Raw genomic sequence first — 12,728 nt, 5'->3', positions numbered from 1 at the left:
AAAACCGTCGTGGCGGCGTCCCTGAGGATCGTCCACTGCTTTCGCTCACCTGTCGGAGGAATCTTCCGGCATGTGCGCGACCTGACCGAGGCGCAGGTCGCCGCCGGCCATTCGGTCGGCATCGTCTGCGACTCGACCACCGGCGGCGACTATGAAGAGCGCCTGTTCGAAGCGATGAAGGACAATCTGGCGCTCGGCATCCATCGCACGCCGATGCAGCGCCATGTCGGGCCGGGCGACCTCGCCTCGGCCTGGCGCACCTACCGAATCATCCAGGAATTGCGGCCGGACGTGCTGCACGGGCACGGCGCCAAGGGTGGCGCCTATGCCCGTCTGTTCGGCTCATTGTTGCGGGTATCAAGGTTTCGCGTTGCCCGCCTTTATTCGCCGCATGGCGGCTCGCTCCACTATGACGAAACGACTGCGACGGGAAAGTTGTTCTTCGGGCTGGAGCGCTCCATGGCGCGCTTCACCGACTGTCTGCTGTTCGTTTCCGATTACGAGCGCAAAACCTATCGCCGCAAGGTTGGCGAACCGCCCATACCCAACACGCTGGTCTATAACGGCTTGCGCGGCGCCGAGTTCGAACCGGTGGCGAGGGCGGCGGATGCCGCCGATCTCCTCTACATCGGTATGATGCGCGACCTGAAAGGCCCGGACATCTTCATCGACGCGCTGGCGCTGGCCGGCAATGATCTCGGGCGCCCGTTGAGCGCCGTGATGGTCGGCGATGGCGACGACCTGCCGCGCTACCACGCGCAGGTTGAACGGCTCGGGCTCAAGAGCCACGTCCGTTTCCTGCCGCCGATGCCGGCCCGACAGGCTTTCGCCCTGGCGGATCTGATCGTCGTGCCGTCCCGCGCCGAAGCGATGCCCTACATCGTGCTCGAGGCTTTGGCCGCCGGCATGCCGATGATCGCGACAGCGGTCGGCGGCATTCCGGAAATTTTCGGCGAAGACTCCCCTGCCCTGATCCGGCCCGACGCGACACAGCTGGCGGCCAGAATGGGGGCGGCGCTCGACGACTTTGACGGCTACCGGAAGCTGATGCCGCAAACGCACGAGCTAAAGGCCCGATTCGGCGCCGACGTGATGGCGGCCGAGATCGAGAAGGCCTATTTCGCGGCGCTCCAAAAGTAGCTTGCCACCAGCCGACAGGTTCAAAACCACTGGTTGTTTCAAGGCTTTCTTAGCTCTCTTTTGCTATGCAGTTGCGCGAAGCGCGCGGACGGTTCCCATGAATGAGATCGACCCCGCGCACCGCTTTTCCATGGATGCGGTGCGCAACTACGATGCTCCTGCCGATGGCGAAAAGCCTGGCGGCATCAACGATGTGGCGCGCCAGGTCGCCTCGCAGTACCGACGCGATACCATGTCGCCGATCATGGTCAGCGGCGTGCTGCGCATGGTCGAGTTCGCGATACTTTTCCTGTCGGGGCTGTGCGTCTATTTCTACTATGTAGGCTTCTTCACCTATCTGGCCTGGCAGTATCCGCTGGCGATCGCGGCGACGTCGTTCCTGACCGTGGTGCTGCTCGACGTCACCGACTGCTATCAGATCGCGGCGCTGATGCGCCCTCTCGCCAATTTCGGCCGCGTGCTGCTCGTCTGGGCCGGCAGCTTCGCGCTGATGGCGCTCACCGCCTTTGCCATCAAGGCGTCGGAAGACTATTCGCGCCTGCTGTTCGGCACCTGGTTCGTGGTCGGCTTCGTGCTCATCTTCGGCCTGAGGCTGGTGATGTCCAACCTCATCCGGCGCTGGGCGCGCGACGGCCGCATGGAGCGCCGCGCCCTCATCGTCGGCGGCGGCAAGGCGGCCGAACAGCTGATCCGCTCGGTCGAGAAGCAGCCATATAACGACATCCGCATCTGCGGCATCTTCGACGACCGCAACGACAAGCGCTCGCCGCCGATCGTCGCCGGCTATCCGAAGCTCGGCACCATTTCCGAGCTCATCGAATTTGCCCGCATCGCGCGCATCGACATGCTGATCGTCTCGCTGCCCCTGACCGCCGAATCGCGCGTGCTGCAGCTTCTGAAGAAACTCTGGGTCCTGCCGGTCGACATCCGGCTCTCGGCGCATTCGAACGCGCTGCAATTCCGACCGCGCGCCTATTCCTATATCGGCTCGGTGCCGATGCTCGACATCTTCGACAAGCCGATCAACGACTGGGATTCGGTCGCCAAGCGCGCCTTCGACATCGTCTTTTCGCTGATCGGCATCATCGTCTTCTCGCCGGTGATGCTCGCCACCGCGATCGCCATCAAGCTCGACAGCAAGGGCCCGGTGCTGTTCAAGCAGAAGCGGCATGGCTTCAACAACGAGATCATCGAGGTCTACAAGTTCCGATCGATGTTCACCGACCGGTCCGACCCCACCGCCAAGCAGACGGTGACCAAGAACGATCCGCGCGTCACCCGCGTCGGCCGCTTCATCCGCAAGACCTCGATCGACGAGCTGCCGCAGTTCTTCAACTCGCTCTTCGGCACGCTGTCGCTGGTCGGGCCGCGCCCGCATGCGATCGCCGCGCAGTCGCACAATCTGCTCTACAACGAGGTGGTCGACGGCTATTTCGCCCGCCACAAGGTGAAGCCCGGCGTCACCGGCTGGGCGCAGATCAATGGCTGGCGCGGCGAGATGGACACCAATGAAAAGATCCGCATGCGTACCGAATACGACCTCTATTACATCGAGAACTGGTCGATGCTGTTCGACCTGCGCATCCTGTTCCTGACGCCGGTCCGCCTGCTCAACACGGAAAACGCCTATTGAGCGCCATCGCCCATGAGCTGCCGCACCGAGCGGTCAACGCCAAGCTGATTTCGCTGATCGCGGCGGCAGCGATCGGGGTCGGCATCCTGCTCTCCGGCTTCGTCATCAGCGAACCCGCGCCTTACGAAATCTATATGGCCGGACTGATCGCGATCTGGGCATTGTTCGGCCTCAGGATCTCGCGCGCCATCGTGCCGTTGCTGGTGCTCCTGGTGGCGATGAACATCGGCGGCATGATCGCCATGACGCAGATGGCGGATCTCGCCAACACGCCGCTCTATCTCGCCGTCTCGCTGTTCCTGGCCTTCAGCGCGGTGTTCTTCGCTTCGGTGACGTCTGTCCAGCCGAGCCTCTACCGGCTGATCTTCATCGCTTACGCCGTGTCTGCGGTGGCGACGTCGCTGCTCGGCATCGCCGGTTATTTCCACGCCTTTCCGGGCGCGGAAATGTTCACCAAATACGACCGCGCCGCCGGCGCCTTCCAGGATCCGAACGTGTTCGGGCCGTTCCTGGTGCTGCCAGGAACCTATCTGCTCTATCTGCTCTTGACCCGCCCCGTATCGCGCATGCCGCTTCTGGCTGCGCCGCTGCTCATCATCACCGCCGGCATCTTCTTCTCCTTCTCGCGCGGCGCCTGGGGCATGTTCGCGGTGTCGGCGGTGCTGCTGACCGCATGCCTCTTCCTGCAGAGCGCCAGCGGCAAGTTCCGGCTGCGGGTGGTGGTGATGACGATCGCGGCCGTGGCGCTGCTGGTCATCGCCTTCATCGTCATCCTGCAACTGCCCGGCGTGTCGGACATGTTCACCCAGCGCGCGCAGCTCGAGCAGAGCTACGATTCGGCGCGGCTCGGCCGCTTCGCTCGCTACGCGATCGGTTTTCAGTTGGCGACGGAGCACCCGTTCGGCATCGGTCCGCTGGTGTTCGGCACGATCTATGGCGAGGACACGCACGACATCTGGCTGAAGGCGCTGATGGATTATGGCTGGCTGGGCTTCGTGTCGTTCCTGACGCTGACGCTATGGACGATCGGCGCCGGTTTCCGCATCCTTTTGCGCGACCGACCGTGGCAGCCCTATCTGCTTTGCGCCTATGTCGCCTATCTCGGCAATATCGGGCTTGGCACCTTCATCGACATCGACCACTGGCGCCATCTCTATCTGCTGCTCGGACTGGTCTGGGGCGCCATCGCGCTGGAATATCGGCATCAGCGGGAATTGCGGCTGGCAGCGCCAGCAACGCTCCTGTCGATTTCACCTGCGCGATAGGCACCGAATTCGGTTGACCGGCACCGGGTTATCACGATACATCGCCACCCGGTCCGGAGTGTAGCGCAGCCCGGTAGCGCACTTGACTGGGGGTCAAGGGGTCGTCGGTTCGAATCCGGCCACTCCGACCATTTGATGAAGGACTTCCCCCAAGTTCTTCGGTTGAGCTCCAAGCCCCTTCACGCAACCGTTTGGTCACAAGAATAGCTTCTCGTTGATTTTGGAGAAGTTCCTGCGACTATCGGCGGAAGCTTGGGGGTCCGAAATGCCGATCCATCGCGCGGTCGTGGTTTGCATCTGCCTCTGGTGCTTCGGTCCGGAACTGGCATTGGCCGAAGAACTGCGCATGTTCGGACATGACGTCTCGATCCTGAAAAACAAAGACCAGACACAGGACCAGCTGTCCGTCGACGGCAAAGTCATCCACGCGGACGAATATATCAGCTTCGACGAAGTCGCCATCGTCGATGGCACGCCTGCCGTCATCGGCGAATCGAGCCCTGGTGGAAATGCATGTGACGCCAGCCCGTTCGTGCTGTCCTTTCCGCCGGGAAAAGCGCCTCGGCTCGACGGTCCGCTGGATAGCTGCGCGACCATAACGAGCAAAGTCGAGAGCGATCGCATCGTCTTCTCATCCGCCGCAACGGCGGCCGATAAAGGCCAGAGCTGGATCTGGACCGCGAACGGCTTTGCCGATGGCCCGCCTACGGTTTTCTCGCCGGACCGGACGAAGGGATGGGACGACCTTCGCGCGCGAAAGGTCGGTCATCCGGCCGACCTTTTCAACTATGGTGAGGTCGGCGATCAAATCAACGCATTGCTCGGACAGGACCGAGCCGAGATTCTGCCGATCATGCAGGGCGTCGGATCGGTCGAATATGACGGCGACTATATCGTCGCGACATCGTGCCTGCCGCATATGTGCGATGCCATCGCACAGATCACAGTGGCAGACTTGCGTGAGCGCAAGATTTATCTGGCCTGGAAGCTCGAAAATCAGAAGATCGTCGTCCGTCCACCCGTGGGGAAATGGCCGCAGAAAGCCAGAAGCGCCCTGTCGTCATGGGCCCGCCAGTGGGAATAGATTGGAACGCTGCGTCTCGCCGCTGACCGAACCGGCCGCCTGCAACCTTCAGCTCTCATCTTCGCTGTTTAGGATGAGTGTGCCGCGAGCATACGGCGCGCGCTTTCCTCGTCGGTGATCAGGATGGTCGGCGCGATCAGGTGCATGGCGCCGAGCAGCGCCTCGGTCTTTTCGGCACCGCCGGAGGTGAGGATGCGGATCGGCGCCTTGCGCAGCCGGTCGACATCCACCGACATCACATGGCTGTTGACGGGATGGTCGACCAGAGCGCCGTTGCGGTCGTAGAAATGAAACAGAAGGTCGCCGACGGCGCCACGCGCGAGCAGCGCCTCCCGATCCGCTTCCCTTAAGAAGCCGCCGCGCGAGAAGGTGGTGGCCGAGGCGATGCCGCCGACGCTCAGCAGCACGGCATCGAGCGAATCGGCCATCTCGAACACCTCCTGCAGGCCGCAGCGCTCGACCAGCGCGATCTTGGTCTCGACGCTGTCGACGACGGCCGGCGTCGGGATCAGGTAGCCGTCGCCCTGAAAAATCTGGGCGAAACGCCAAGCGAATTCGGCTGGGTTGTAGCGGCGCACGACACCGACACCGCCGAGCAGCGAGATGACCCTGAAGTCACTCAGCGACTTGGCGCTGATGAACGGCAAGGTGCTGAACAAGGTCCTGCCCCAGCCGACGCCGACCCGCGTGTCCGATTTCATGGCATCGGACAGGAACATGCCGGTCTTGGCGGCGATTGCCGGGATCGGATCGGCATTGGGGTCGGTGAGCGGCGCGACCAGCGCCTGCTGCAGCTCGAACGTCCTTTCCAGCGCCCGCTCAAGCCGCACGATCTCGGAGAGCTCGCTCTCGATGGTGATCTTCACCTCGTTGCGCGCCCTCGCCTCCGCCAGCATGCGCACGATGGTGACGCGGCCGACACCGAGCACATCGGCGATCTCGTTCTGCGTCATCTGCTCGACGAAATACATCCAGGCGGCGCGGATCCTGAGGCGGTCGGTCCGGCTTTCATTGACGACCGGCTCGGAAACCTCCGTCGCCTTGCCGCTTTCGGGTTCGCCCTGCCGTCGCCTGCCCAACTTCCCCTCCCAACCCGGCGATGACGCTTGCCGTCAGCCGATTCTGCGTGCTGGTTAAATATCGTCTATTGATCTACCAATCGACACGAACAATCTAGAGAGGGCGACTGGTGCCCTAAAGCCGTGACCGGCTTCAGCATTTCGAGGCGATTGGCGATGCTGCGACAAATCTCCGAAGACGTCCGCGTCAACCTGAAGGATCGGCTTCGGGAATTGCGCGACGCCATCCGCCAGAGTCGCCACGACAGAGCCGGCGAAACCTCGCGCGATATCATCGACAATCTGCCTCCCTTTCCGGGCCGCAGCCTGCTCGGCCATGCGGCGAGCGCAGTCGACGAGGCGCTGACGATCGCCGAATCGTTCGTTCCGCATTCCCGGCCGCTCAAGGTCGACGGCACGACCGTCAAAAGCCTGCGGACTTATTTCCCGCAAGGCGATGAAGACCGGCAGATGAGCGGCGAGCGTCAGTTTCGGCGTGACATGTATTATCTGACCCGGGCGGTCCTCGCCGGGCTCGGCATAGAAAACCCAAGGGTCCATGAGGCGAGCTTCTCGGCCGTTCATGCCGCGATGCGCAAGCGCCATGCGGACCTTCTGGCTGCCGCGACGGGACCTGCGGCCTCCACGGATCAGATCGCGTCGGCCTGCTCGGCACTGCTCGTCGAATGCCTGAACCACCGCCCCGTCCAGCTTGGCGAGACCGGCTCGATCTCCGGCGACAGGTCCTTCGACATCGATTGCCTTGCGCCGGTCGTGCTTGCCTGCGGTCTCGCCACCAAGGGCGAGACGCCTGAGCCGGACATCCTCGAGATCGCCTTGCTGGCGACCGAGGTGCGGGAAGATCGCATCCGGCAGGCCGTTGCCCAGGCGAATGCGGTGCAGGAACTGACGCCGGTTCTCGCCACCCTGCTTGCGCATCTGACGTAACCGCCGCCGCCAGAGCTCCGCTATCGTCCGGCAGCCATGGCCGCGATGGTCTTCTTGGCGCGCTGGATAGAGGCCGGGCTCATGCTGAGCTCAGTCAGCCCCATTTTGATGAAGGCCGGGATCAGATCCGGACGGCCGGCGGCCTCGCCGCACATGCCGACCATGATGCCGGCGGCGACACCCGCCTTGGCCGTCAGCTCGATCGCCGACATCACCGCCGGATTGGTGACGTCGTTGAGCTTGGCGACCGTCGGGTTGAGGCGGTCGGCGGCCATGATGTACTGGGTGAGGTCATTGGTGCCGATGGAGAAGAACGCCACTTCCTTTGCCAGCGCCGGCGCGATCAGCACGGCGGCCGGCGTCTCGATCATCACGCCGAGATCGAAGGCCGCGTGCGGCACGCCTTCGGCCTTCAGTTCAGCCGCGCATTCCGCGACCAGCGCGCGGGTGCGGGTGACCTCGGCGATCTCCGAAACCATCGGCAGCATCACCTTGATGTTGCCGTGCACGGCGGCCCTGAGCAGCGCCCGCAGCTGCTTTTTGAAAATGTCGGGGCGATCGAGGCACATGCGGATGCCGCGCCAGCCGAGGAAGGGGTTTTCCTCGTCCGGGAACTCGATGCCGGCGATCGGCTTGTCGCCGCCGATATCGAGCGTGCGCACGATGACCGAATGCGGCGCAAACGCCTTGGCCAGGGCGCTATAAGTTTCGGCCTGCATGTCTTCCGACGGCAGGTGCATGTGGCGCATGAAGAGCAGTTCGGTACGGAACAGCCCGACACCCATGGCGCCGGCTTCCTGCGCCGCCTCGATCTCCTCGAGCGAGCCGATATTGGCCGCGACCTCGATCACCGTGCCGTCGGCGCGGGTCGGAGTCACGCTTTTGAACACCGTGAGCCCGGCGCGTTCCTGCGCAGCGGCCTCGACGCGCCGGGTGAAATCAGCGCGCGCGGCCTCGTCCGGATCGACGATGACATGCCCGGCATTGCCGTCGATAGCTACCTCTTTGGCGGCGCGCAGCGCATTGACCTTCTCCCCGAGCCCCAGCACCGCTGGGATGCCGTGAGAGCGGGCGATGATGGCGATGTGCGAGGTAGCGCCGCCATGGCCGCAGACCACACCGCCGATGCGCTTCAGCGGCGCGCGCGCCAGATCCCAGGCGCCGATGTCGTCGGCAATCAGGATCGCGCCCTGCGGAATGGTCTCCAGGCTGACCTCGTCCTGGCCGAGCAGCACCAGGCAGACCTGCCGACCGACGGCATGGACGTCGTCGGCGCGGGCGTTGAGATAATGGTCGTCGACAGCGCTGAAATCGGCCGCGATGGTGGCCGCGGCGGCGATGACCGCCGACACCGCGTCGTCGCCCTCGCTGATGAGCTTTTCGACCTCGCCGGTCAGGCTGTCATCGGCGGCGATGTCGCGCAGGGCCGCGACGATACCGCGGTCGCCGGCCGAGAGATTATCCTCGGCAAGGGTTCGATCCATGCGCGCCTGGACCGTCGCCACAGCGGCGCGGAAGCGTTCGACCTCGCCGTCGATCTCATCGGCCTGCAGGCGCCGCCCCGGCCCTTCGATCTCGGCGGGGAAGTGTGCAAAAGCCGGCCCGATGGCCACGCCCTCGCTGGCGGCGACGCCCTGGAGCGTCGGAGTTCCACCCGCCTGCGAAGCCGGCGACGCGGCCTCCCGAGCGGGCGCGGCTGCTTCCGAGCCACCCTCGCCGGCCTCGCTCTCGTCGTCGAGACCGGCACGCGGGTTCTCGAGATAGCCGATCAGCGCTTCGACCGCCTCGATGGCGTCGGCGCCGTTGGCTCGCACGGTGACTTCCTGGTTTTCCTTCACTGCCAAGAGCATCAGCTTGACCGAGCTCTTGGCGCTGACCGCCTTGCCGTCCTTGACCAGCTCGACGTCGGATTCGAAACCCTTGGCGAGTTTCACGAACCGCGTGGCGGGACGGGCGTGCAAACCTTCATGCACTCTGACGATGGTCGAGCGTTCCATGGCAATACTCTAGCTTATGTTGCCGTCCCTGGACGGCGAAGATCGTATCAGGCGGCGATGGTGATGACAGCGCCCGGCGTAAGCGCCGCCACGAGCGCTCCGGTATCGACCTCGGAGGCGCAGACTTCGCCGGGCCGTTCGGCTTCGGACGCTCCGTTGAAGGAGATCACGACATGGCCCATTTCGCGGACCTTGCTCCATGCGGTGTCGCCTACTGCCGTAATCGTCGCCGAAACCGGTCCAAGCGTGATCGAAGCGCCCTTTTGCGGCGCGTCGTCACTAGGCCCCTGCTCCGCCAGGTGCAACACGGAGACTTCGGCCAGTTCGGGAGGCGAGCCATCCGCGAACAGGATGACCACGCCGCCCTCGGCGAGGTCCGCCACTTCGGGCCCGATTGCCGTGACCCGTGTCTTGAGAAGAACCGACATATGGCGAACCTCGTTTTTTACTGGTGGTTTAGAACACGATCAGGGACACGACCCATGCGATCAGCACGGAGACCGGGCCCATGATCTGGCGGCTGATGAGCACCGCCGGCACGCCGATTTCGATCGTCTTCGGCTTGGCCTCACCGAGCGCCAGACCGACGGGAACGAAGTCGCAGCCCACCTGGGTGTTGTAGGCAAACAGCGCCGGCAGCGCCATCGCGGGCGAGATGGTGCCGTTGGCGATCTGCGGGCCGATGATGGCGACGCCGATGACCTGCGCAATGACCGCGCCCGGTCCCAGGATGGGCGACAGGAACGGCAGGCCGCAGATGGCCGAGATGACCAGCAGGCCGACGATGTTGTTGGCCAGCGGACCCATCGGCTGCGCCAGCACGTCGCCGATGCCGGTGTAGAGGATGAGGCCGATCAGCATGGTCACGAAGGCCATGAAGGGCAGCACGTTGCGGACGACCTGATCGATGGTGCGGCGGCCGGAATTGAAGAAGATGCCGACCACACGGCCCATGACGCGGCCGATCGAGCTGATCAGGCCGATAAGCCCGCCTTCGCTCGGCAGCGGCTCGGCCGCTCTGGTTGCGTTGCTGTTGCTTGAACTCATCGATGCTGCTCCCCCTGCAGTGGTGACCGCTTCGGATCCGTCCGCCATTGCGACATTGGCCGGCTTCACGCCCGAAACGTAGATATCCTCGGTGATGAACTGGGCGAGCGGACCCGCCTGACCGACCGGCGTCAGATTGACGGTCGGGATGCGCTTGCGCGGGTAGACGCCGCAGCGCGCGGTGCCGCCGCAATCGACGACGACGACAGCCATCTCGCTTTCGATCGGCGGCGCCTTGAAACCGTCGACGGCCGTGGCGCCGGTCATGTCGGCGATGAGCTGGGCGACCGGATGGATGCCGCCACCGGTGACGGAGACGACCTTGTCGCGCTGCGAGGTCGGCTCGATGACGAGCGGACCGCCCCAGCCTGTGTTGCCCCGGGAGATCTTTACGGCTTTGTATGTGTTGGCCATGGTGTCCTCCCGCCCTTAGAGCTCGACGCCCTGGCGGCGCGCCATGATGGCGGTGATACGCTCGGTCAGGATGCCCTTGAGCAGGATGACGACGAGGCCGACGATGGCGTACCAGATGGCCACCTTGACGTGATAACCGCCCGCGATGACGCCGCGCTTCTCGAGGTCGAGCAGCGCCACCAGCATGCCGCCCCAGACGAAATATTCACCGGGGTTGATGTGCGGGAAGAGGCCGAGCGGCGGATGCACGTAAGACACGGCCGCGTCGTAGAAGGCGGGCTTGTGCTTTTCTTCCAGGAACGAGCCGAAGGTGTAGGCCATCGGATTGGTGAGGAAGAACACCGACAGGACCGGCAGCACCGTATAACGGGTCAGCGCGATGCGGCCGGCGCCACGCGCCAGACCGTGGACGCGCTCCTCGCCGACCAGTTCGGTGACGGCGTAGAAGGCGGTCATCAGCACGACCAGCGTCGGGATGATGCCGGTGACAAAGCCGGCGAAGACTTCGCCGCCCTTCTGGAAGATGCCGATGAAGTACTTGCCGATGGCGGTGAGCCAGCCGAGTTGCTCTTCCTGCTGCACGTTCTTCAGCTGTTCCTTCAGCTGATCGGCGGTGACCGGCGCGTTGTCGGTCGTCGCCTGCGCCAGAACCACGAGATGATCGGTGGCATGCTCGACGCCGAGCTTGCCATGCCAGGCAGCATCCGAGACCATGGTGCCCGCGACATGCAGGTTATGCACCGCCAGGTCGGCATGCTGCGCCAATAACGAAATTACAGACATTTCTCCTCCTTATGACCCCTGCCGGTCATTCCCAGCCGGCTGCCGGCGTCGTTTAAGCCCTTGCTACGTTCAAGCCGGACAGGCCCGGCTTCTTCCCCGGCTCCGACCGCGCGCGGTCGATCTGCTCGATCGCCCTTTTCACGGCCTCGGCCACACCGGGTTCCCCCTCCCCCATGATCGCAGGGTTGGACCGGAGTCGATCGAGGGGAATGCCCTCGAATTCTTCATGTCGCTTGAATTTGGTCAGCACCGAGCGGCCGCTCATGACCATCAAGCGGCGCACGATGAGATCCGGCGTCACGACGATGAGCGCGATGGTGCCCTTGGCCAGCCGGCCGCGAAAATTGCCGGCGCCGACGAAGCCGTCCTTGTACTCAGCGGTGACGCCTTTGAAGACGTCCGAATAGTGCCGCATCTGCAGCCAGACGCCCAGCGATTGCAGCGCCCAGACAACAAAAAGCAGAAGCAGCGCCCACTGCCAGATCGCCATTTCGGTTTCCTCCCGAGTCTCTTTCTCCGGCGCATATTGGACGGAGGCGAGATGACCCGAAAGTGAGAACATTTGTTTCCTAGAATGTCAACATGTATTATATTAGCCGTCATAACGCTCCACAGGCGGCTAGCCGATTTCGGCATCGGCGGCGCCTGTGCTAGCCTCTCTCTTCAAACGGGATATGAGACATGGATCTGCCCTTCAGGCACGAACTGGCGCTTATGCCGGACCTTCGCCACCGGCTGCGGCAGTTGCGTTGGTTCCGCGCCACGTTCCGCAGCAGCGCCAAGGTGGTGTCGGAAACCTTCGGCGTGCGCTTCGAGATCGACGAGGCCAAGCTGACGCGCGCCTTTCTCGACTGGATCGAAGTGATGGAGGCGCAGAAGCGATTCGCGGACGTAGACCGCGCGGACTTCATCGTCTTCGCCGCCGGGCTGGTGTTGCGCGAGCTGATCCGCCAAGCGCCGGCGCGCGAGATTTCGGGGCTCACCGAAATGATCGAGACGCAGGCCAATGCCGGCACGGCGGAGATCGTGCGCTTCTGGCCGGAAGGTTTTCTCTATACCAACTATTGCGTGTCGGCGATCCTGGCCGTGCACGAGCAGGAGTTCGGCACCGCGCCCAGCATCGACAAATGCGCCGACGATTTGCGCACCTGGTGGTCCTATCGCGAGAACGCGACGGAAATGCCGGCCTATGCCGTGGCCTTCCTGGACCGCTTCCTTGGCGCCGAGCCCAACTGGATCACGCCGGACCGCGCCCAGTCGCGCCAGGCGATGCAGCGCGCGCTGGGATCCTCGCCGGTCAGCGAGGCGCTGCGCCAGCTTTGATGCGTTGGCCGCCTCACTATTGAACATCTGACTTTT

General features: G+C 63.9%; 12 protein-coding genes and 1 tRNA gene. 7 read left to right on the top strand and 6 right to left on the bottom strand.

Annotation, left to right across the window (positions count from 1 at the left end):
* Window positions 1–9: 9 nt before the first annotated feature.
* From KVT37_RS05240 to KVT37_RS05220, 5 genes are all read left to right on the top strand, one after another.
* Window positions 10–1,140, top strand: a complete 1,131-nt coding sequence (locus tag KVT37_RS05240; protein ID WP_217570379.1) for a glycosyltransferase family 4 protein — start codon at window positions 10–12, stop codon at window positions 1,138–1,140.
* A gap of 97 nt (window positions 1,141–1,237) precedes the next feature.
* The gene (locus KVT37_RS05235) at window positions 1,238–2,773 is read left to right on the top strand and encodes an undecaprenyl-phosphate glucose phosphotransferase (RefSeq protein ID WP_217570377.1); all 1,536 of its coding nucleotides are present in this window, start codon (window positions 1,238–1,240) and stop codon (window positions 2,771–2,773) included.
* Entirely contained in the window at window positions 2,770–4,038 is a 1,269-nt protein-coding gene (locus KVT37_RS05230; RefSeq protein WP_217570375.1) for an O-antigen ligase, read from the top strand. Before KVT37_RS05235 ends, KVT37_RS05230 begins: the two co-directional genes overlap by 4 nt.
* 54 nt (window positions 4,039–4,092) lie before the next feature.
* Window positions 4,093–4,169: transfer RNA gene (locus KVT37_RS05225), tRNA-Pro, on the top strand.
* Between the two features lie 134 nt (window positions 4,170–4,303).
* On the top strand, window positions 4,304–5,122 hold the full coding sequence (locus KVT37_RS05220) for a hypothetical protein (RefSeq protein ID WP_217570373.1): 819 nt from the start codon (window positions 4,304–4,306) through the stop codon (window positions 5,120–5,122).
* 68 nt (window positions 5,123–5,190) lie between these two features.
* On the opposite strand, the gene KVT37_RS05215 is transcribed toward KVT37_RS05220, so the two are convergent.
* A complete protein-coding gene (locus KVT37_RS05215) occupies window positions 5,191–6,201 on the bottom strand; it encodes a sugar-binding transcriptional regulator (protein ID WP_254633822.1) in 1,011 nt (336 codons plus the stop codon).
* A gap of 156 nt (window positions 6,202–6,357) precedes the next feature.
* Between KVT37_RS05215 and KVT37_RS05210 the strand changes: the two genes are divergently transcribed.
* Window positions 6,358–7,128 carry a hypothetical protein gene (locus KVT37_RS05210; protein WP_217570371.1) on the top strand — a complete coding sequence of 257 codons (771 nt, stop codon included), beginning with the start codon at window positions 6,358–6,360 and terminating at the stop codon, window positions 7,126–7,128.
* Window positions 7,129–7,148: 20 nt separating this feature from the next.
* On the opposite strand, the gene ptsP is transcribed toward KVT37_RS05210, so the two are convergent.
* Genes ptsP through KVT37_RS05185 form a run of 5 tightly spaced genes read right to left on the bottom strand, consistent with a single transcriptional unit; the run spans window position 7,149 to window position 11,859 of the window.
* Entirely contained in the window at window positions 7,149–9,125 is a 1,977-nt protein-coding gene (ptsP, locus tag KVT37_RS05205; RefSeq protein WP_217570369.1) for a phosphoenolpyruvate--protein phosphotransferase, read from the bottom strand.
* A gap of 47 nt (window positions 9,126–9,172) precedes the next feature.
* On the bottom strand, window positions 9,173–9,553 hold the full coding sequence (locus KVT37_RS05200; protein WP_217570367.1) for a PTS glucitol/sorbitol transporter subunit IIA: 381 nt from the start codon (window positions 9,551–9,553) through the stop codon (window positions 9,173–9,175).
* A gap of 28 nt (window positions 9,554–9,581) precedes the next feature.
* Window positions 9,582–10,586: a PTS glucitol/sorbitol transporter subunit IIB gene (locus tag KVT37_RS05195; RefSeq protein WP_217570365.1), complete on the bottom strand. Its 1,005-nt coding sequence runs from the start codon at window positions 10,584–10,586 to the stop codon at window positions 9,582–9,584.
* A 15-nt stretch (window positions 10,587–10,601) separates the two neighbouring features.
* Entirely contained in the window at window positions 10,602–11,369 is a 768-nt protein-coding gene (locus KVT37_RS05190; protein ID WP_217570363.1) for a PTS glucitol/sorbitol transporter subunit IIC, read from the bottom strand.
* A 52-nt stretch (window positions 11,370–11,421) separates the two neighbouring features.
* Window positions 11,422–11,859: a transcriptional regulator GutM gene (locus KVT37_RS05185; protein WP_217570361.1), complete on the bottom strand. Its 438-nt coding sequence runs from the start codon at window positions 11,857–11,859 to the stop codon at window positions 11,422–11,424.
* A gap of 191 nt (window positions 11,860–12,050) precedes the next feature.
* Between KVT37_RS05185 and KVT37_RS05180 the strand changes: the two genes are divergently transcribed.
* Window positions 12,051–12,692 (top strand): hypothetical protein, encoded by a 642-nt coding sequence (locus KVT37_RS05180; protein ID WP_217570359.1) that lies wholly within the window; start codon window positions 12,051–12,053, stop codon window positions 12,690–12,692.
* Window positions 12,693–12,728: the final 36 nt, after the last annotated feature.

Source organism: Mesorhizobium sp. GbtcB19 (genome assembly GCF_019091085.1).
GTDB lineage: Bacteria > Pseudomonadota > Alphaproteobacteria > Rhizobiales > Rhizobiaceae > Mesorhizobium.
The sequence above is the reverse complement of the archived record's forward strand: the minus strand, read 5'-3'. Positions and strand labels throughout refer to the sequence as shown.